The 22,017-nt window shown below is 33.2% G+C and carries 19 protein-coding genes and 1 pseudogene; 9 read left to right on the forward strand and 11 right to left on the reverse strand.

Annotated elements, in window-relative coordinates; translation table 11 throughout:
* Nucleotides 1–220 precede the first annotated feature (220 nt).
* From ychF to FLP_RS02150, 9 genes are all read left to right on the forward strand, one after another.
* Nucleotides 221–1,315, forward strand: a complete 1,095-nt coding sequence (gene ychF, locus FLP_RS02110; RefSeq protein WP_065447850.1) for a redox-regulated ATPase YchF — start codon at nt 221–223, stop codon at nt 1,313–1,315.
* A 240-nt stretch (nt 1,316–1,555) separates the two neighbouring features.
* Nucleotides 1,556–2,233, forward strand: a complete 678-nt coding sequence (locus FLP_RS02115) for a TIGR02117 family protein (protein WP_065447851.1) — start codon at nt 1,556–1,558, stop codon at nt 2,231–2,233.
* Nucleotides 2,234–2,534: 301 nt separating this feature from the next.
* Complete coding sequence (locus tag FLP_RS02120) at nt 2,535–3,461, forward strand: YihY/virulence factor BrkB family protein (protein WP_065447852.1); 927 nt, start codon at nt 2,535–2,537, stop codon at nt 3,459–3,461.
* Nucleotides 3,462–3,505: 44 nt separating this feature from the next.
* Nucleotides 3,506–4,030: an NADPH-dependent FMN reductase gene (locus FLP_RS02125; RefSeq protein WP_065447853.1), complete on the forward strand. Its 525-nt coding sequence runs from the start codon at nt 3,506–3,508 to the stop codon at nt 4,028–4,030.
* 3 nt (nt 4,031–4,033) lie between these two features.
* Entirely contained in the window at nt 4,034–5,014 is a 981-nt protein-coding gene (locus tag FLP_RS02130; protein WP_065447854.1) for a transglutaminase domain-containing protein, read from the forward strand.
* A 121-nt stretch (nt 5,015–5,135) separates the two neighbouring features.
* Entirely contained in the window at nt 5,136–6,311 is a 1,176-nt protein-coding gene (gene pncB, locus FLP_RS02135; protein WP_065447855.1) for a nicotinate phosphoribosyltransferase, read from the forward strand.
* A gap of 162 nt (nt 6,312–6,473) precedes the next feature.
* Entirely contained in the window at nt 6,474–8,345 is a 1,872-nt protein-coding gene (locus tag FLP_RS02140) for a DNA topoisomerase IV subunit B (protein WP_065447856.1), read from the forward strand.
* Nucleotides 8,346–8,349: 4 nt separating this feature from the next.
* Complete coding sequence (locus FLP_RS02145) at nt 8,350–9,537, forward strand: RsiV family protein (RefSeq protein ID WP_065447857.1); 1,188 nt, start codon at nt 8,350–8,352, stop codon at nt 9,535–9,537.
* 80 nt (nt 9,538–9,617) lie between these two features.
* Nucleotides 9,618–12,341 carry a DNA gyrase/topoisomerase IV subunit A gene (locus FLP_RS02150; RefSeq protein ID WP_065447858.1) on the forward strand — a complete coding sequence of 908 codons (2,724 nt, stop codon included), beginning with the start codon at nt 9,618–9,620 and terminating at the stop codon, nt 12,339–12,341.
* Nucleotides 12,342–12,397: 56 nt separating this feature from the next.
* Here the strand turns inward: FLP_RS02150 and FLP_RS02155 are convergent.
* The 11 genes and pseudogenes from FLP_RS02155 to FLP_RS02210 form a co-directional block, all read right to left on the reverse strand.
* Nucleotides 12,398–13,108 (reverse strand): annotated as a pseudogene (locus FLP_RS02155) (AAA family ATPase); the annotation flags it as partial.
* Between the two features lie 84 nt (nt 13,109–13,192).
* Nucleotides 13,193–13,819 carry a 3'-5' exonuclease gene (locus tag FLP_RS02160; protein WP_065447860.1) on the reverse strand — a complete coding sequence of 209 codons (627 nt, stop codon included), beginning with the start codon at nt 13,817–13,819 and terminating at the stop codon, nt 13,193–13,195.
* 2 nt (nt 13,820–13,821) lie between these two features.
* A complete protein-coding gene (locus FLP_RS02165) occupies nt 13,822–15,741 on the reverse strand; it encodes a DUF294 nucleotidyltransferase-like domain-containing protein (RefSeq protein ID WP_065447861.1) in 1,920 nt (639 codons plus the stop codon).
* A 209-nt stretch (nt 15,742–15,950) separates the two neighbouring features.
* Entirely contained in the window at nt 15,951–16,724 is a 774-nt protein-coding gene (locus tag FLP_RS02170; RefSeq protein WP_065447862.1) for a TerC family protein, read from the reverse strand.
* 23 nt (nt 16,725–16,747) lie between these two features.
* The gene (locus tag FLP_RS02175) at nt 16,748–17,119 is read right to left on the reverse strand and encodes a DNA topoisomerase IV (RefSeq protein WP_065447980.1); all 372 of its coding nucleotides are present in this window, start codon (nt 17,117–17,119) and stop codon (nt 16,748–16,750) included.
* Nucleotides 17,120–17,409: 290 nt separating this feature from the next.
* Nucleotides 17,410–17,985, reverse strand: a complete 576-nt coding sequence (locus FLP_RS02185) for a DUF1572 family protein (RefSeq protein WP_065447864.1) — start codon at nt 17,983–17,985, stop codon at nt 17,410–17,412.
* Between the two features lie 97 nt (nt 17,986–18,082).
* Entirely contained in the window at nt 18,083–18,655 is a 573-nt protein-coding gene (locus FLP_RS02190) for a pentapeptide repeat-containing protein (RefSeq protein ID WP_065447865.1), read from the reverse strand.
* Nucleotides 18,656–18,715: 60 nt separating this feature from the next.
* Entirely contained in the window at nt 18,716–18,937 is a 222-nt protein-coding gene (locus FLP_RS02195) for a DUF6095 family protein (RefSeq protein ID WP_065447866.1), read from the reverse strand.
* 154 nt (nt 18,938–19,091) lie between these two features.
* The gene (gene murQ, locus FLP_RS02200; protein WP_065447867.1) at nt 19,092–19,916 is read right to left on the reverse strand and encodes an N-acetylmuramic acid 6-phosphate etherase; all 825 of its coding nucleotides are present in this window, start codon (nt 19,914–19,916) and stop codon (nt 19,092–19,094) included.
* A 567-nt stretch (nt 19,917–20,483) separates the two neighbouring features.
* Nucleotides 20,484–21,152 carry a ZIP family metal transporter gene (locus FLP_RS02205; RefSeq protein WP_065447868.1) on the reverse strand — a complete coding sequence of 223 codons (669 nt, stop codon included), beginning with the start codon at nt 21,150–21,152 and terminating at the stop codon, nt 20,484–20,486.
* 97 nt (nt 21,153–21,249) lie between these two features.
* Nucleotides 21,250–22,014: a class I SAM-dependent methyltransferase gene (locus tag FLP_RS02210; protein ID WP_065447869.1), complete on the reverse strand. Its 765-nt coding sequence runs from the start codon at nt 22,012–22,014 to the stop codon at nt 21,250–21,252.
* Nucleotides 22,015–22,017 lie beyond the last annotated feature (3 nt).

Raw genomic sequence — 22,017 nt, forward strand, 5'->3', positions numbered from 1 at the left:
GATGTTTTAAAATACATTAATCGTCATTTTTACTTCACTTACGAGCTATTAAATCTTATATTTGCAAAATTTTAAAGCCAAAAAATATCATTTTGGCAGAAACAAAAAATCGATACATAAATTATACATCATTAAAGTAACGATCTATATATTAAGACAGAAGCTTAATGATAAGACCTGAGAGAATCAGGATCTAATAAAAAATAAATAGAAACAACAGATGAAAGCAGGAATTGTAGGATTACCAAATGTTGGAAAATCAACATTATTTAATTGTTTATCTAATGCAAAAGCGCAAAGTGCCAACTTTCCGTTTTGTACAATCGAACCTAATATTGGTGTTGTAAACGTTCCGGATCCAAGAATCAATAAGTTAGAAGAATTGGTAAAACCAGAACGCGTACAAATGGCAACCGTAGATATCGTAGATATTGCAGGTTTGGTAAAAGGAGCAAGTAAAGGTGAAGGTCTTGGAAACCAATTTTTAGGAAACATTAGAGAGTGTAATGCTATTATTCACGTTTTGCGTTGTTTTGATAACGATAATATCGTACACGTAGACGGAAACGTAAACCCAATTCGTGACAAAGAAACAATTGATATCGAGTTACAGTTAAAAGACTTAGAAACGGTTGAAAAACGTTTAGAAAAAGTAAACCGTGCTGCTAAAACCGGAAACAAAGAAGCACAAACTGAAAAAGCACTTTTAGACAGAATCAGAGAAGCATTATTACAAGCAAAATCAGCTCGTACCATTGTACCTCAAGGGAATGACGAAGAAGTTTTAATGGAATCTTTCCAATTAATTACAGCAAAACCAGTATTGTACGTTTGTAATGTCGACGAAAATTCAGCAGTAAACGGAAACAAATATGTAGATCAGGTTCGTGAATTAGTAAAAGACGAAGATGCTGAAGTTATTATCCTTTCAGTAGGAGCAGAGGCAGATATTACCGAATTAGAAAGCTACGAAGAGCGTCAGGTTTTCCTTGAAGATATGGGATTAACAGAGCCGGGAGCATCAGTTCTTATTCGTGCAGCGTACAAATTATTAAAACAACAAACGTATTTTACAGCAGGTGTAAAAGAAGTTCGTGCCTGGACCATCAACATTGGTTCAACAGCTCCACAAGCGGCTGGAGTTATCCACACTGATTTCGAAAAAGGATTCATTCGTGCCGAAGTTATTTCGTACGAAGATTACGTTCATTACGGTTCAGAAGCAAAAGCAAAAGAAGCAGGAAAATTCAAAGTTGAAGGAAAAGAATATATCGTAAAAGATGGTGATGTAATGCATTTCCGTTTCAACGTATAAATTTCCGAAGAATAAAGAATATAGAGAATAGACTAAACTGCTGGAGAAATTCAGCAGTTTTTTTATGCTCAAAAAAGAAATTAGAAAAGAAGTAAATAAAAAAATAGAATAAAAAAACCGTGCAAATCCTCGCTTTTGCGTTAGCGAATCGGTGTCATCTGCGTACCATTATTTTTTTGGCTCAAAAATTGGTTACAGAAAAATTAACCAATAACTAATTTAAAAAACAAACCAATTAAAATGCTAAAATCAACTTTCAAATTTCTAGGCTGGACTATTCTCGGGATCATTACTTTTCTTGTTTTATATCTCATTGCAGTTTATCTGATTTCTAAAATCACTGTCAATTCAGATGTTGCACAAGTAGAAGAAAAAGATGCAGTTCCTATTTACATTCTCTCAAACGGAGTGCATACAGACATTGTAGTTCCAGTTGTAAATGAAATTAAAGACTGGCGAAAAGAAATTCAGTTTAGTCAAACACAATCAAAAGATTCTTTGATGAATTATATCGCTTTTGGCTGGGGCGACAAAGGTTTTTATCTCGATACGCCAGAATGGTCAGACTTAAAAGCAAGTACAGCCTTAAAAGCAGCATTTGGAGTAAGTTCATCAGCGATGCATACTACATTTTTTAAACAATTAAAAGAAGGCGATGATTGCAAGCGCATTTTAATTTCAAAAGAAAACTATCAAAAATTAATCACTTTTATTTCAGAAAGTTTTAGTGATTCTCTTCATCCACAATGGATAGAAGGTCACAGCTACGGAAAAAAAGATGCTTTTTATGAAGCAAAAGGAAGTTACAGTTTGTTTTATACTTGTAACACCTGGGCAAATTGCGCATTGAAAGCAGCCAATCAAAAAGCAAGTTTATGGACAGTTTATGATAAGGGGATTTTTTGCCATTATAAATAAATCTAACGTAAAGACGCAAATTTTTTCTCATTACGACGAAGGAGAAATCTTCGCAAGTAACTCCGCAACGAGGATTCAATCTTTGTACAGCTTCTTGCGAAGATTTCCCCTTAGTTGAAAATCACAATATTGTGTTTAAACTTTGCGCCTTTGCGCGATTATTTTTTAAAAGATGAACTTAATGACATTATCTAAAATTAAAAACCACATGGGAAAAATGTAAAATTCATCAAAAAAGCAAGAATCCTCATTTTTTTATAATTCCTTAAATTTGAGTGTATATCTAAAAACCAGAAGTATCGTGAAAATCAAAAATATATTCTCCAAGTCATGGTTTCTGCTCAAGAACACCTTTTTAGAATTCAATGACGATAATGCCATCAAACTTAGTGCTGCATTATCCTATTATACCATATTTGCATTGCCGCCATTATTGATTATTATCATCACTATTTGCGGTTTTTTCTTTGGTGAAGATGCCGTAACAGGTCAGCTTTATGGGCAAATAAATGGATTGGTTGGTAACGGTGCCGCAATTCAGATTCAGGAAGCTATCAAAAATGTGCAGTTATCAGGAGATAATTTTTTTGCTACAATATTCGGAATTGCTATGTTATTAATTGGAGCATCGGGAGTTTTTGCCGAAATACAAAGTTCTATCAATTTTATATGGGGATTAAGAGCAAAACCGGACAAAGGAATTAAGAAATTTATTCAAAATCGTTTAATGTCATTTTCAATGATAGCATCGGTTGGTTTTTTAATGTTGGTCAGTCTTTTTATAAGTACAACATTAGATTTAGTCAGTGCACGTTTAAAAGTATATTTCCCTGAAAGCACCGTTTATTTGTTTTATGTAGTCAATATTGTTATTGTTTTGGCGAGTATAACATTGCTTTTTGCCATTATTTTCAGAACATTACCGGATGGAAAAATAAGATGGAAAGATGCTTTTATAGGATCAACTGTTACAGCAATATTATTTATGATTGGTAAATTTGCCATAGGATTTTATTTGGGTAGTTCTACAGTTGCTTCAGTTTATGGCGCAGCAGGTTCTGTAATAATTATATTAGTTTGGGTGTATTATTCGGCAATTATTCTGTATTTTGGAGCAGAATTTACCAAAGTATATGCAAAATCTTACGGAGGTAAAATTTATCCGAATGAATATTCAGTAGAAATTCAGAAAGAGATTTACGAAATCGAGAAACCAAATAAAATATAATTAACCATATGACTTATAGGGTTTAATTAATAAAAAACACAAATATGAAAATTATAGCCTTTGGAGGAAGTAACAGCAAGCATTCTATCAATAAACATTTAGCAACTTATGCTGCAGGTTTATTCGAAAATGCCGAAGTTGAAGTTTTGGATTTGAATGATTTTGCGATGCCATTATTTAGCGTTGATCTTGAGAAAGAAGTCGGGCAGCATGAAAAAGCAAAAGCATTTTTGGACAAACTGGAAAGTGCAGATGTTTTAGTAGTTTCTCTCGCAGAAAATAACAACAACTATTCTACAGCATTCAAAAATATATTTGATTGGTCTTCCCGAATTAACAAAGAAGTTTTTCAGCAAAAACCAATGTTACTAATGGCAACTTCGCCGGGAACAAGAGGTGGTGCTTCGGTTTTAGAAATTGCCCGTAATGCTTTGCCTAGATATGGTGCAAACGTTAAAGCGACATTTTCATTACCAGCCTTTAATGCTAATTTTGATTTAGAAAAAAATCAAATTTCTAATACAGAATTGGATACAGAATTAAAAGGTCTTATAAAAGAATGTTTTTAAATTATGAAAATAAAAAATATTGCCTTTATAATTCTTTTCCTTAATATCCTTTTTTTGCATTCCTCTTACTCGCAAAAATATAGTGATGTTGATAAAATAGTGGCTAAATATCCTAAAAACTTTAGTAATACAAAAGATTTAGCGGAGAGAATTCAGGACGATTTTTCTTCAGAAAAAGACAAAGCGCGCGCTATTTACAGTTGGATTGCATTCAATATAAAATATGATTATAAAGTTTTTTTAAATCCACCCAGATCACAAGGTTTTACTTATTCGACCGAAGCTGAAAAACAAAGAAAGATTCAGCAGATTAATGATAAACTAATCCAAAAGACTTTTACTTCTCAAAAAGCAGTTTGTGAAGGTTTTACAGCCTTATATCAACACTTGGCAGGATTGGTTGGATTAAAATCAGAAATAATTCGCGGAGATTCTAAAACCAGACTGGCAGATATTGGTCGAAAAAATACTTTATCAAATCATGCCTGGAATACAGTTTTGATTGATAAAAAGTGGCGTTTGGTTGATGTTACCTGGGGTCAGGGATATTATGACAGCAGTAAAGGAAGAATGGTAAATGATTTTGATCCCATTTATTTTGATACAGATCCAGATTATTTTTTCGCCAAACATTTTCCTGACTCAGGTTCTTATTTAGGGAATAAATTAAATAAAGAAGAATTCCTGAACGGACCTTTGATTTATAATAAAACAATTCAGGGCGATTTTAAAATTAAATCACCTAATTCCGGAATAATCCAGGCAAAATACGGAGATAAAATTACTTTTGAAATCAATAATACTTCAAAATCAGATCTGATTTTCTATTTGAATAAAAAGAATCAGGCCGTTAAGATTACGAACTCAAAAGAAAAGCGTGGTGGATTAGAATTTCAAATCACTTATGATAAAAATATAGGCGATTATATCACTATTTATCTGGATACATTTAGTATTGTTTCATTTAAAATAATTAGGAAATAAAATCTAATTAAGAGGTTTGTTTTATAGAATTTTCTTGTTTTATCGAATTGCCGTACCTTAGCCGTAAAGAGATGAGATTTAATGATAACAGTTTGTATGCTGTTAAAATGTAATTATGAGTATGGAGACAACTTTTCTGAAATCGATTTTAGATAATGATTTCTATAAATTTACGATGCAGCATGCTGTAATAAAACTTTTTCCAAAGTCGAAAGTACGTTATGGTTTTATAAATAGAGGCAAACATATTTTCCCCCCGGGTTTTGCTGATTTACTCCGACGATCAGTCGATGCAATGGCTGATTTACGATTGACAAAAAACGAAAAACAATATCTAGCCAAGTTTTGTCCGTATCTGGATCCCACTTATTTAGACTTTTTACAAGGCTACACTTATGATCCTTCAGAAGTGCAGATAAGTCAGGAAGGTTCAGAAATAAAAGTAACAATTGAAGGTTTTTGGTACCGCACTATTTTATGGGAAGTACCTTTGATGGCTTTAATTTCGGAACTTTTTTATAAATCAAATCATCTCATTCGCTTAAATGATGAGGCTATAAAAACCTTGACCAAAAATAAAATCGACAACTATAATAGTTTAGGAGTTTCAATTTTAGAATTTGGTACAAGACGCCGTCATTCTTATGATGTACATGTTTTAATCAATAAAACTTTGCAAAGTTTTGGCTCAGAAAGTTTTATTGGTACCAGTAATGTCCATTTTGCAATGGTAAATAATATTAGGCCTTTAGGAACTCATGCGCACGAGTGGTTTATGTTTCATGCGGCCCAATATGGTTTTAAAATGGCGAATTTAATAAGTCTGGAACATTGGACACAAGTTTATGGAGGTGATCTCGGAATTGCCTTAACAGATACCTATACAACAAATGTTTTTTTCGATCAATTTGATAAAAAATACTCCAAGCTTTTTGATGGCGTACGTCATGACAGCGGGGACCCTATTGAGTTTGCGCAAAAAGTGATTTCGCATTATACTAAAATGGGAATTGATCCAAAATCGAAAGTGATTGTTTTTTCGGATTCACTGAATTATGATAAAGTAAAACTCATAACCGATTTCTGTAAAGACAAAATCAAAATGTCATTTGGTATTGGGACTAATTTTACTAATGATGTAGGTTTGCCGCCCATGAATATGGTTATAAAACTGACCGAAGTTAAACTCGATAACACACATTGGCAAGGAGTCGTAAAACTTTCTGACGAAAAAAACAAAAATACGGGAACGCCCGAAATGATTGCTTTAGCGAAGCAGGTTTTGGGAATCAAGTAGTATTTTTTTGTTTAAAAGCTGATTTTTTATATTTTTATCGGCCGTATTATTTTAAAATCAATTTAAATAGGATTTAAAGCTGTTATTAATCGTAACAAAAAGAAAATACGCTTTCATTTTTTGACTATAAATGGTACATTAGCCAAAAATCCAATTTACTTTATGCTAGAGCAAAATCAATATACCGAAGATAATATTCGATCACTCGATTGGAAAGAACATATCCGTATGCGTCCGGGAATGTATATCGGGAAATTGGGAGACGGATCTTCGCCGGATGATGGTATTTATATTCTTCTAAAAGAGGTTTTAGATAACTGTATCGATGAGTTCGTAATGGGCTCCGGAAAAACTATTGAGGTAACAATAAAAGATAAAACGGTTTCGGTTCGTGATTACGGACGTGGAATTCCGTTAGGAAAAGTAGTCGATGTAGTTTCGAAAATGAATACAGGAGGAAAGTATGATTCTAAAGCTTTCCAGAAATCAGTAGGTTTAAATGGTGTCGGAACAAAAGCAGTTAATGCCCTTTCGAATTATTTCAGAGTAGAATCAGTTCGTGATGATAAACAAAAAGGAGCAGAATTTTCAGCTGGAAATTTGGTCCTTGAAGAAGATATCATTGACACTACAAAGCGAAAAGGAACAAAAGTGACCTTTACGCCGGATGAAACAATCTTCAAAAATTACAAATTCCGTATGGAATATGTCATTAAGATGGTCAAAAACTATTGTTACCTAAACAATGGTTTGACGATTATTTTTAATGGCGAAAAATACATTTCTGAAAATGGTCTTAGAGATTTATTAGAAGAAACAATCAGTGCAGAAGATCTTGAATATCCTATTATTCATTTGAAAGATCATGATATAGAGATTGCTTTAACGCATAGTAAAACGCAATATAGCGAAGAATATCACTCTTTTGTCAACGGGCAAAACACCACGCAAGGAGGAACACATTTAGCAGCTTATAGAGAAGCAATTGTAAAAACCATTCGTGAGTTTTACAATAAAAATTTCGAAGCATCGGATGTTCGTAAATCCATTGTAAGTGCGATCAGTATCAAGGTAATGGAGCCGGTTTTTGAGTCTCAGACCAAAACAAAATTAGGTTCTACAGATATGGGTTCTGATGACGGAACACCCGCAGTGTCCGTTCGTACTTTTGTAAATGATTTTGTTAAAAACAAATTAGACAATTACTTACATAAAAATCCTCCAACAGCTGAAGCATTATTGCGTAAAATTTTACAAGCCGAAAGAGAACGTAAAGAATTGTCAGGAATTAGAAAACTGGCAACAGATCGTGCTAAGAAAGCCAATCTTCATAATAAAAAATTAAGAGATTGCCGCGCACATCTTCCGGATACTAAAAACCCTAGAAACTTAGAAAGTACACTTTTTATTACCGAGGGAGATTCGGCTTCCGGATCGATCACAAAGTCACGTGACGTAAATACGCAAGCGGTTTTCAGTTTACGTGGTAAGCCTTTGAACTCGTACGGAATGACAAAGAAAATCGTGTACGAAAACGAAGAATTCAATTTATTGCAAGCTGCATTAGATATCGAAGACGGATTGGAAAAACTGCGTTACAACAACATTGTAATTGCAACTGATGCCGATGTCGACGGAATGCACATTCGTTTATTATTGATTACTTTCTTTTTACAGTTCTTTCCCGAATTAATAAAAGAAGGACATCTTTACATTTTACAAACACCACTTTTCAGGGTTCGAAATAAGAAAGAAACAATCTATTGTTATTCAGAAGAAGAAAGAAAAGATGCGATCGAAAAATTAAAACCAAAACCGGAAATCACCCGATTTAAAGGTTTGGGAGAGATTTCTCCTGATGAGTTCAAAAATTTCATTGGAGAAACCATTCGCCTTGACCCAATTATGATGGATAAAAACACTTCGATTGAGCAATTGTTGTCTTTCTATATGGGGAAAAATACACCGGACAGGCAAGAATTTATCATCAAGAATTTGAAGGTAGAGTTGGATGCGGTTGAAGCTGAGGTTTAATTTTATGAGAAAAACTATTCTGGGTTTATTGATAATCGCGTTATGTTTTTCTTGTCAGTCAAAAAATGATGAGAAGAAATCAGTAATTGTGCCTAAGCCTGTAAGTGAAGTAAAAATTGAAGAAAAAAACGAGAGTTTAATTTATAAAATTAAAGAAAATACTATAGTAATAGGTGGTGATACATTAAAAATCGAAGCTCCTTTTATTTATTCTTTTGATGGAATACTTGATAATAATAAAAAAATTCAAATTCATATTTCTAATCATTTAACGGAAGAATATGGAGGATATTGGAAATCAGGCCGTCTTTATATTGATGGAGAAAATCAAATTTTTGGTTTTGGATTAATAAAAACTAAGAAAGATGATTTCTACACAGCAGAAGTATATTATGATAGAAATGATAGCGAGAAAACTATTTGTAATCTTAAATTATACAATTTATTTACTGATGAAATGTTTATAGAATGTATCTATAATAAAAAAACATATAAAATTTATCCAAGTAAAAAATTCCCGTCTTATAAATGCTTTGATAAAATAGATTATACATTATTTGATACCAGAGAAGCTTATAAAAAAGGGGCAGCAAGAGATTATACCCCGTCTAGGGATTATATTTCTTTTGGAGAAATTTTACCAAATGATAAGAGCTTTGAAGCTTTAAGTTCTAATTTAAAGTATTTGATAATAGATTCACTTAGTATAAAAAATCATAATAAATGGAAGCATAATTTTAGCGTTAAAAAGTCTGTAAAAGAAGAAGATAATTATGCGTCAGAAAGTTTATCTGTTAATTATCCTATTTTTATTGATTCAAATGTTTATGTAGTTTCTGATTATTGGTACCAATATATGGGTGGGGCACACGGTTTATATCACACATCCTATTATAATTATGATGTAAGTACCGGAAGAAAAATAGAAGTCGCCCAAATTATCAATATAAAAGATAAAAATTTTATTGATTTTTATGAAAATAGAGTAAGATCAGAGTATGGCGATGGATTATCATCTAAAATAGAAATTGCTAATAATTTTTATATTTTACCTACAGGAATTACCTTTTGTTATGCACCGTATGAACTAGTTGGTTTTGCAGGTGGAGAACCTGAGATATTTTTCAGTTATGAAGAATTAAACCCCTATATTTTAAAAAACACTATTCTGGATAAGTATAATTCGAATTAAGAATGTACTAATTTTGATTTAATTAGAAAATCAGGATTTCAGAATTAAAAATACAAATTTATAATTTCGAATATAAATAAATGAAAGACGAAGAAGACGATAACATAATTCCTAACGACGACGAGAATAATTCTGAAGAAAACCAGCTTGATGATAATCAGGATGGAGATGATTCTGAAGAAATTATCAGTGTAAATGCTAAAAATTTTGAAGGACAGCATTTTTACGAAAATCAGGAAGAAGAAGGAGAAGACGTTATTACGAAAGTAACCGGAATGTACAAAGACTGGTTTTTGGATTACGCTTCTTATGTAATTCTTGAACGTGCAGTTCCGGCAATTGAAGATGGTTTTAAACCGGTTCAGCGTCGTATTATGCATTCGCTTAAAGAGTTGGATGACGGTCGTTATAATAAAGTTGCCAATGTTGTAGGTCACACCATGCAGTATCACCCACACGGAGATGCGAGTATTGGAGATGCGATGGTACAAATTGGTCAGAAAGATTTATTGATTGACTGCCAGGGAAACTGGGGGAATATATTAACGGGTGACGGAGCTGCGGCTTCTCGTTACATTGAGGCACGTTTATCTAAATTTGCTTTAGAGGTTTTGTATTCTCCAAAAATTACCGATTGGGGAGTTTCGTACGATGGTCGTCGTGCAGAACCTAACAATCTTCCGGTAAAGTTTCCGTTACTTTTGGCACAAGGTGCAGAGGGAATTGCAGTTGGACTTTCGACAAAAGTTTTGCCTCATAACTTTAATGAGTTAATTGATGCTTCTGTTAAAATTTTAAAAGGAAAACCTTTTACATTGTATCCTGATTTCATGACACAAGGTATTGCGGATGTGTCAAATTATAATGACGGACTTCGTGGCGGTCGTGTACGTGTGCGTGCTAAAATTGCCCAATTAGATAAAAATACATTGGTGATTACGCAGATTCCGTTTTCAACCAATACAACGACTTTGATTGACAGTATTTTGAAAGCCAATGATAAAGGCAAAATCAAAATCAAGAAAATTGAAGACAATACTGCGGCAGATGTTGAGATTTTAATTCATCTATTTCCTGGAGTTTCTCCAGATAAAACGATTGATGCTTTATTTGCTTTTACAGCTTGCGAAACGTCTGTAGCGCCTTTAGGTTGTGTCATCGAAGACAACAAGCCATTGTTTATTGGTGTTTCTGAAATGTTGAAAATTTCGACCCACAGAACAGTTGATTTGCTGAAACAAGAATTGGAAATTCAGTTAGAAGAATTAAAAAATAAATGGCATTTTTCTACTTTAGAAAAAATCTTCATTCGTGAAGAAATGTATATCGATTTCAAATTGTATTCAGATAGAGAATCGCTTTATAAATATTTATACGATCGTTTTGAGCCTTTCAAAAAATCATTCGTCAGAGAAATTACCGATGATGATTTGCAGCGATTGACTCAGATTCCGATGATTCGTATTACTCGCTTTGACTCTGATAAAGCCGATGATTTCATCGCTAAGTTAGAAGATGAAATGAAAGAAGTACAGCATCATTTAGAAAATCTAACCGATTTTGCGATTGCATACTTTACTAAGTTAAAAGAGAAATACGGAAAAGGCCGCGAACGCCAGACAGAACTTCGTGTTTTTGATAATGTCGAGGCTACAAAAGTGGTTTTACGTAATACAAAACTATATGTAAACCGTGAAGAAGGTTTCGTTGGAACCAGCCTTAAAAAAGACGAATATGTAGGTGATTGTTCCGATATTGATGATGTTATTGTGTTTTTAAGAGACGGAACATTGATGGTAACAAAAGTTGATGCCAAAACTTTTATCGGAAAAGATATTATTCATATTGCTGTTTTTGATAAAAGTGATAAACGTACGATTTATAATATGATGTATCGTGATGGTAAATCTGGTCCTTCGTATATAAAACGTTTCAATGTTTCGGGTGTAACGAGAGATAAAGCTTACGATTTAACAAATGGCACGAATGGTTCTCAGGTTGTTTATTTTTCACATAATCCGAATGGAGAGGCTGAGGTCGTAACAATTTTATTGCGTCAGGTAGGAACAATCAAAAAACTGAAATTCGATATTGATTTTGCTAAGCTTGCCATTAAGGGCAGGGCTTCAAAAGGAAATTTAGTAACGAAATATCCAATCAAGAAAATAGAGCTAAAAGAGAAAGGAATTTCGACTTTATTGCCAAGAAAAGTTTGGTTTGATGATACCGTTAAACGTTTAAATGTTGATGCCAGAGGTGAGTTGTTAGGTGAATTTAAACCAAGTGATAAAATCTTAGTAATTAGTCAGACAGGTAAATTAAAAGTTATTATTCCGGAACTGTCAACTCATTTTGAAGAAGATATGATTGTGTTGGAAAAATTTAATCCTAAAAAACCAATTTCGGCTATTTATTACGATGGAGAAAAAGAACGCTATTATCTGAAACGTTTCCTTGTAGAAAATGAAGGAAAAGAAGAAAGTTTTATTACAGATCATCCAAATTCGCAATTAGAAATTGTATCAACAGATTATCGTCCGGTAGCACAATTAATTTTTGCAAAAGTAAAAGGAGTTCAGAAAGAAGACTTACATATAGATGTCGAAGATTTTATTGCCGTAAAAGGTTTTAAAGCTTTAGGAAATCAATTGACAACAGATAAGTTAAAACAAGTTAATTTATTGGATCCATTACCTTATGAAGAACCCGTTGAAGAAGTTCCTGAAAAACCGGAATTATCAGAAGGTGATTCAGTTGAAACTGAATTAGATGATGATGGCCAGATTGGTTTAGTTTTGGACTAATATAAAACAGAAAACGCTAAGATTCTTAGCGTTTTTTTTATAATACATTCTGTCAATTAATTTTCGAGAATATTTACGATTTCTTCTTTAATCCATTTTATCTCGTTATTCTCAATAACAACAGTCATGGTGTCGCCATCTTTAACTTCTCCTGAGATTATTTTCTTAGCCAAAGGTCTTCTTAAGTGACTTCTTATAATACTTTTTATAGGTCTTGCTCCGTATTTGGCATTGTAGCCATTTTCTGCAAGATAAAGTTTCGCTTCTATCGGAATTTCAACTTTAATATTGATATTTTTTAACAAATCCATAAACTCTTTCTTGAGATGGATTTCAAATATTTTTAGAGCATTTTCTTTACTGATAGGTGCAAAAGGTACTATTTCGGTTAACCTTCCTAAAAATTCAGGTCTAAAATAATTACCCATAATTTCCATTAAAGAAGTTGAAGTCGGAATTTTTCCACTATTAAAGGTTTCCACAATATGATCAGCACCAATGTTTGAAGTAAATAAGATAATAGCATTCGAGAAATCACCTTCTTTTCCTAATCGATCATGTAATTTCCCTTCATCCATAATTTGAAGAAAAACATCATAAACAGAAGTGTGAGCTTTTTCGATTTCATCAAATAATACAATAGAGTAAGGTTTTTGCCTGATTTTGTTTACTAATAACCCACCTTCTTCATAACCAACATATCCAGGAGGCGCGCCATAGAGTGGGAGTATTTGTGCGATAGCTTTATGAAACAGCTTAAAAACAGATCATCAAACGTATTCCCGTATCGACTGTTTATAGAAGAGTAGTTTAATTAAAAACCTGATCGTAAAAGGTCAGGTTTTTTGATTTTATTTAAACAAAGCATTCAAATTAATATGCTTTTTTTCTTTCAGTTTTTTTACAATTTTCAAAAAAGCGATTGCGGTAATATACGCATCGCCCAAAGCGGTGTGGCGGTCTTTTTTAGAGATATCAAATTTGTCTGCCAGATCGTCTAACGTATAGTGATCTTTTCGCTCAAACAAATGAGACTTGATCAGCGTTTTTTTATACAAAATAGCGGTATCTAAGCGCTTGTTCGTCAATTCAGGTAATCCATTTCGTTGGAGAGCTTTATTAATCATAGTCACATCAAAAACGGTATGATGTGCGATAATAATCGAATCGCCTAAAAAAGCGAGAAACTGTTGCAAAGCTTCTAACTCGGTGGGGCGCTGGATCACGAAAGCTTTTAATATGCCATGGATCTGAGCAGTCGATTTATCGTAATGATCCTGTTCAATATAAACCTCAAAACTATCCTGAATAGCAATTGTTCCGTTTTGAAGAATCAATGCTCCAATACATAATATACGGTCATTATCGTAATCAAAACCTGTGGTTTCAGTATCTAAAACGACAAAACGCGTTTCTTCAATCGAAACACTTTCATCAAAGAGATCTTCTTCTTTTTTCCAAAAATCAAATAAACTCATAATTATACCAAATTTGAAACATTAAAACGTACCGAAATCAATTCCTGAAGCTCCTTAATAGTTTTAAAAGTTCTTTTCAGCTTAATTTTTTCCATTTTTGATAACGATTCCAATGCAATAAATTGTCCTGAGTCATGGTGCAAAAGTCCTTGTTTGGTTCTGAATTTCAATAAGGCCTTAAACGAGTAGGAACACGATAAATACAATTCTCTGTTATTAGGTTCTAATTCAGCTAGTTTTTCAAAACGTTCAGCCGTATTGCTGATCGATTTAACCGAATGTGATAAAATCAAAACCCTGGCGGCATCTGTAAGGGGCATCAAAGCCCTTCTTTTGATATCAAAATGATCTTTATTCGCTCCGTCTTGTTCTACCAAAAATTGTCTGAAAAAGCCTGTTGGTGACGGGCTTTGCAATGCACCGCTTACTAAATGAACATAAAAAATAGGATTTGCTTTTACATTTTCAAAAATAGATTCCGAAAGTTCATCCACAATCACAGCATCGCCATATGTTAAACTATAATCGAAAAATATAAAGGACAATAGGACTTCATTTTTTCCAGGATTTGTAATCCAATGATGTACATGACTTTTCCATTCCTCCAGACTCATGCACCATTTTGGGTTCGATGCCATCATTTCGGCAGGACAATAATCATAACCAATTTCAAAAAGGCCCTTATTGACAAGAGCGGCAAATTTTAAGAAATATACTCGGGTTTCCTCTTTAAAAACGTCAGACACATTTTCATACACAATCGCATTATCCTGATCTGTATGCAGCATTTGTTCGCTTCGTCCCTGACTTCCCAAAGCCAGCCACGCAAATTTTACCGGAGGTGGACTGCTCATTTTTTCTAATGAAATTTCGATCACACGCGTTGTACAGGCTTCATTCAGCTCTGTTATGATTTTAGAAATCAAAGTCATCGGAATGTTCTGGTCTAAATATCCCTGAAGCAATTGCATGATTCGTGCCCGAATAGGTTTAATTTCCTTTGCTTTTTTAGCTCTTTTAAGAGCTTTGATTAAGACAGCAGGGTTATTTCCTAACGCCACCATGACATCATGCTTAGATAAAATTCCAACTGCTTTGGTATTTGTTGTTCCGTCTTTAGTCAGGCATAAATAGCTGATATTACTTTTCATCATTGCCATTTGCGCTTCGGTAACCGTCATCTTTTTCGGATACGTAATAACAGGTTTGGTCATAATGGTTTCGGCAGTTGTCAGGATCGAATAATCGCCAGTAACAATTTTATTCCGTAAATCTTTATCCGTTATGATTCCGATTGGTAACATTTCATCTACAATCAATATTGCTCCAACTTTTTTCTTGGTCATGATTTTTGCAATATCTCTTGCAGTGGTTGATGGTCCGCAGGTAACAATTTTCTTAGAATATTTTATTGGCTGTAAATCAAAAGAATCTCTTTCGGCATGATGATTTTCATGAACCAAATCATCTCCATACAATTTATCTTTATGAATATCTGAATAAGGATTTCGGGTGTTCGATGCGTAACTTTCGATCAAAAAATTACCAACAGTTCTGTTTTCAAGTGCATAAGGTTTAAAAACTGCAATGGGGATCGCATACAGGATTGTTTCCTCATAGGCAACGGCTTCCATAATGTAATTTTCCTGCGCTAAAAGAGGGCGTAAGCCAAAAATGTCACCTTCGTCGCACATGTCTAAAACTGTATTTTTCTGGTTTTTTTTAAGCGCAACAGCACCTTTATGCACGACATAAAATGAATCGTGAGTTTTTTCGTTTTCGGCGAAAATTACAGCATCTTTATCTTTATAAACTATAGAAATTTGTTCAGATAGTTTTTCTAAATCCTTTTGATGCAAAAAGCTAAAAGGAGGAAAGCCCTTTAAAAAGTCGGCAACTCTATGCGAAATCGTATTTTTCATGCGTAAGATTTAGGTTCTAATGTAAGATTAAAAATAGAAATGTAAAAGAAACACGTTAATACTTTTTTGTTTTTGCGACAAAGTCACAAAGGCATGAAGTTTTGTTTATTCTTTGTATTTTAAAAGATGCCACAAGTGAGTTACTGTTTTTCTAAGAAATGCTGCTATAAAAAAAGTTCCATGATAGAAATGGAACTTTAAATTATGATTTATGATTGTTTCTTCCTGACTTTCATATTTATAAACTCAACTGCCAGTGAAAACGAAATGGCAAAATACAAATATCCTTTAGGAACTGCACCAATGTGTTCGCCGGCAAGCGCAGCATTCGATAAATGCATACTTTCGGTAATTAGCATAAAACCAATTAGTATTAAAAACGAAAGTCCTAATATTTGAATAGAAGGATTTTTATTAACGAAATTCCCAACTGGAACAGCAAACAGCATCATAACCAAAACCGAAATAACAACCGCCGTAATCATAATGGTCAATGCGCCGTTTACACCATTTGTCATACCAACAGCAGTTAAAATAGAATCGACAGAAAAAATAAGATCAATCAATAAAATCTGAACAATAACATTCGAAAAAGATTTTTTTGCTGCTGTGCCAATTGTCTTTTCTTCATCGCCTTTATGATCTACTTTTTCGCTAATTTCTTTGGTACTTTTATAAATTAAAAACAAACCTCCCACGAATAGAATCAAGGCCTGTCCTGTAAAGTCGCCTTCGAACCAACCCCAGTGAATACTAAAGATAGTAGCTTTCATCGCAATCAGATACGAGATCCCCATCAACAATGCAATACGCATAAACATGGCTAAAAACAAACCAATTCGGGTTGCTTTTTTTCGATCTTCTTCGGGTAATTTGCCAGTTACAATCGAGATAAAAATAATGTTATCAATTCCTAAAACAATTTCAAGAAAAGTCAGTGTCAATAAGGCAATCCAGGCATCGGGATTCAAAAATACTTCCATTCTAAAAAAGTTTTATAAATTAATTAATCTAATTTCACAACAGTTCCTCGTTGTTTTTGGTCAGAACCCACCAATCCAAATTCAAAAGTATAAGAATCTTTAGAAGTCGTTAAAATCTTCATATTGATTGCTTTCTCTTCGGCCATATTTTTCGGGTGTTTCTTTTGCAAGATATATTCGCAATCGCTTACCCAGCGTACAGTCGAGGTATCTGTTTTTCCTTCAAAAGTTTCGATTTCGATGCCGTCTTTACGTTCAAAAATAGTCGTTTTTTTTACGCCATTTACATCAAACTCAAATTTGAATTTCCCGTTTTTAAAATCTTTACAGTTGTGTTCGGCATCATAACAAGATACTAAGGCAAGTAACGGAAGTAAGAATGCTATTTTTTTCATTTTAAATAATTTTTTTTTTGGATTCCGATAGCTATCGGGACTGCTTTTCATTTTAATCTTTTTATTTTTTAAAGAAAAAAATAAAAAGGATTTCCATTGTAATCAGGACTAGGAATATATCAAGTAAATTAGAAATACTGTTACAATTAGTACAAAAATGATATTTATAAACCAGAGAAAAAATAAATTCCGTGTTCTGTTTCTATCAGCTTGTTCATCAGATAATTTGGTTCTACCTAATTTAATTAAAATCCAGTACCAAAATCCTCCTAACTGAGCATGATATTCGATCATTTCAATCTTTTTAATTCATCATCGGTAAAGTTCTTGATTTCTTTTTCCTTGGCAAACTTTTCGGCATTATAATTTCCTGATTTATTTTTCGGGATAGATAAACTGTCCCATTCGCTATTTTTTAGTTGTTTGGCATAAAAAACGATTTGCCCAACGTGATAAGGATAATGCGCCAATTGACGGTTAATGGCCTCAATAACAGTGTGGCCTTCATTGCGGATATAAATAATATCCGAAAGTTGTTCCGGTTTTAAATTGTTTAAAGTATTTAGAAAACAATCCCATCCTTTATTCCAAAACTTTAAAACCTCTTCTTTAGATTGCAGATCATTTTCGAATTCAGCATCGCGATTACGCCATTCTTTTTCACCATCAGAAGTTAAAAAGTCTGTCCATCGCGACAACATATTACCCGAAATATGCTTGATTATAGTAGCAATACTGTTGGTGTCTTCGTTGACCGAAACAAAAAGCTGATTAGGTTCTAATTGATTTATCGATTTTTCGCCCAACATTTTATAATATAAAAATTGTTTTTTAACGCTTTCTAAATAAGATTCAGTTACTTCCATGATTATTTTTTTTGCTATGAATTGCACGAATTAGCAAGAATTATTTTTTCTCAGACTTATAAATTAGTGTAAATTCGCGCAATTCGTGGCATATTTTTTATACAATTTTAATATCGTATTTATCTAAAAGTCCCACAATTCCGTCATTAGAAAACTGGGCTTTTCTCATTGGGTTAAATTCCGGATCGATTTTGTAATTGTAAGCCGTTTTAAAATTAACGGCTGCCAATTGGGTATCATTAAAAATGGCTCCTTCTAAATTGCAGTTATCAAAAACCGAACTTGTTAAGTTGGTTCCTATAAAAGTTACCTCGCGAACTGAACAATTTATAAACTTGGTTTTAGGCATTTTTTTGTTCGAAAAGATGGCGTAATCTAAAGTACTTTCTTCAAAGTAAACCTGAAATAAAAAATCATCACATTCGTTAAAAGCGATTCCTAGTAGCTTGCAATTCCTGAAAGTTACATTTTTTAAGTTCGTGCCGAATAAACTTGTCATCGACAAATTGCAGTCGATAAATTCGCAGTCTAAAAAAGTATTGTAGGCAAAATTGCTATTAGAAAAATCACAGTTTTTAAACACACAATCTTCAAACTCCCGATTGTTTATTTTTTTGTCAATATAGACAACTTTCTCGAAGGTTTTCTGAATGTGAATTAGACTTTCCATTTGTGTAGTGAATAAAGGGTAATAATTTAATTAAAAGAAAAGGCTTTATAAGAGACTAATTTAGTCATTAAATATACCTTTCATGATAATTTTCAATCCGTAAAAAATAAGGAACATGGCACTTAAACAAGCTACAATTCCAATTCCTAAAACAAGATAATGCCAATTAGTATGTTGGTTCATAAAAGCATTATAAATCAGCGAAGGGCCAATAAACAATAGAGGTAACGAACCTGACATATATTTAATTCCTTTTCCCAGTAATTCCTTATTTGTTGCCATGTTTTTTTTGTTTCAGGTTTTAGAAAGTTTCAGGTTTCAAGTTTTTTTAGTTTCCAGTTTGTTGGAACTATGTCAAAGTTTTAAACTTTGACATAGTTTGACTGCGAGAGTTTCATCCTGATAGTTTGCGAGCTTTGCGTTCTTTGCAGTTAAATCAAAACTCTTTTTGCAAATTATAATTATCAACAGCATTTCGTACACTGCCGTATTTTTTTAATAATTGAGAGGCTTCTTCATATGAAATTTGAATTTCACCCATGATCATTTTTACGCCGCGATCTACTAACTTGATATTACTCAATTGCATATCGACCATTTTGTTACCTTTTACTTTTCCAAGTTGAATCATCGCAGCAGTCGAAATCATATTCAAAACTAATTTTTGTGCTGTTCCTGCTTTCATTCTGGAACTTCCGGTAACAAATTCAGGACCTACAACTACTTCAATAGGAAATTGCGCTGTTAATGCTAATGGACTTCCGGCATTGTTTGTAATGCAGCCCGTAAGAATATTTTTTTGATTGCAAGTTTCTAATCCACCAATTACATACGGAGTCGTTCCAGATGCTGCAATACCAATTACCACGTCGTTTGCACCAATATTATTGTTCTCAAGATCGATCCAGGCTTGCGTTGCATTGTCTTCGGCATTTTCTACAGCACGACGAATGGCTTTGTCACCACCGGCAATTATTCCGTTTACTAAATCAAAAGGAACACCAAAAGTAGGAGGACATTCTGAGGCATCAACAACGCCTAATCGACCGGATGTTCCGGCTCCAATATAAAACAAACGTCCACCTAGCTTTAATTTAGCGACAATTTGTTCTACTAGAGCTTCAATTTGAGGAATTGCTTTTTCAACAGCATAGGGAACAGTTTTGTCTTCCTGATTGATATTGGTAAGCAATTCATGAACCGACATTTTTTCTAAATGCTCGTATTTTGATGCTTGTTCTGTAATTTTTGTAAACGTCATTTTTAGTATAATTGGTCGGGTCAAAATTAATCTTTTTTATTGCAATCTCGAAATTTAGAAGATAAAGTAATAACACTTTATAAATCTTTTTCCTTATAAATTTCATCTATAAGGACTGATTTCCTGAAACTTTGTTACAGTAGCTAAAATATTGAGTTTGTTAGGTATTAAAAGAGAAGGAGGAAAGCAATTGAATAATTAGAAAATGAGATAATTTGTCAATTAGAAAATTAAAAGATTGAAATTTTAAAAGAATAAGAATATGCTACGGTTTTTTTTAGAATTATGCTTTGGAAATGATAACTATTTCTAATAAAAAAAAGTTTTTGTTGCGTTAGGATACAAGCCAATGTCATTAAATTAAGTTTTTAGGAAATAAAATTATCGAAAATCGAATCCTTCTTATCCGCGTTTTTTACGAGTAAATCTATTTTATACGCGTCAAAATTAGACGCTTATTTTACTGATTCGCTAAAGTGAAAACGTTGATAAAACGGCTTTTTCTAATTAAGTAATTTTATAGCTTTTTTCTTGATTTAATGATATTGGGATGTGGTCATGTTCTAATTATAAAAAGAATGCCAATAAAATACCGAGAACAATCATAGAAACTTTAGCTACGTTGAATTTGTGTCCTTCGCTGCTTTCGAAAATAATGGTTGATGAGATATGAAACAAAATCCCGATGACAACGGCAGTTATTTCGGTATAATAATCGTTTAAAAAAGGTAAAAAATCGGATGCAATTGTACCAAGTGGTGTCATGATTGCAAAAGTAAGCATGAAGGCAAAAATGGCTTTTTTGTTTAGGTTTGCATTGACGAAAAATGTGGTCAAGATTACGGCAATAGGCAGGTGGTGAATGGCGATGCCGAGTGCTAAATCATGGTGATGACTTACAGGAAAACCTTCTAAAAATGCATGAATACACAAGCTTATAAAAAGCAGCCACGGAATTTGAGACATTTGTGCATGCCCGTGAACGTGCCCGTGTTCGGCGCCTTTTGAGAAAAATTCTAATATGATCTGGAATAAAATTCCGACCATGATGAAGATACCAATATTGTGATTGTGTGTTGCATAAACGTCAGGCAGTAAATGCATAACGGTTAGGGATAACAAAAATGAACCGCTAAAAGCAAGCAATAGTTTTAGATTGGTTTTGCTTTTTGGTTTTAAAAACAAAGCCACTATATAACCTAAAAGTACAGAAAATAAGGGTAATAGATAATTCATTTCGTTTTGGTGTAATCGTTGATTTGTTTAATCGGTTAATCGAATAATTGTTTTGTTTTTCTAACGATTAAACAAATTAACAGTTAAACAATTAAACCTATTTAAAAATCATGATTAATCGTTCGCTTTCGGTTTTGTGAAACTTTTTGAGTTTGTAATCGCCAAAAATATCCAAAAGAAAAATTCCGGCTTCATCCATTAATTCCTGAAAGTCTTTAAGGGTTAAAGCTTTTACTTTTTCGGTAAAATGATAGGGACGTCCCTGATCTTCAAAATCTATTTCTTTAAAAATGTGCCCGTCCTGAACGTATCTTTTTATTTTAAAATCGATTCCGTCAACTGTTTTTACTTCTTCGGGAACCAGAGTTTCGATTACGTTGGCCACATTCATAAAATCAATTACGGCAAAACCATATTCAGAGAGACTTTCTTTGATGGCTTTTAGAGTAGTTAGATTATCATCGTCACTTTCGAAGTAGCCAAAACTGGTAAATAAATTAAATATAGCATCGAACTTTTCTTCAAAAGGTTCGCGCATGTCGTGTACTTTGAAATGCAGCGTTTCGTTGCTGTTTTTACTTGCTTCAGCAATGCTGTTTTCAGACAAATCCGCACCAAGAACATTAAATCCTAATTGATTTAAATAAATCGAATGACGTCCTTTTCCGCAAGCTAAATCCAAAACTTTTGCTTTTTCAGGCAGGTTGAGATAATGTGTTAGATTATCCATAAAAATTTGCGCCTCGCGATAGTTTCTATCTTTATACAGTATGTGGTAATATGGAGTATCAAACCATGAGGTAAACCAGTTTTCGGTGTTACGGTCCTGATTTGGTGTTGATGAGTTTGGTGCTTCAGACATTTA

The organism is Flavobacterium piscis, from assembly GCF_001686925.1.
GTDB classification, from domain to species: Bacteria; Bacteroidota; Bacteroidia; order Flavobacteriales; family Flavobacteriaceae; genus Flavobacterium; species Flavobacterium piscis.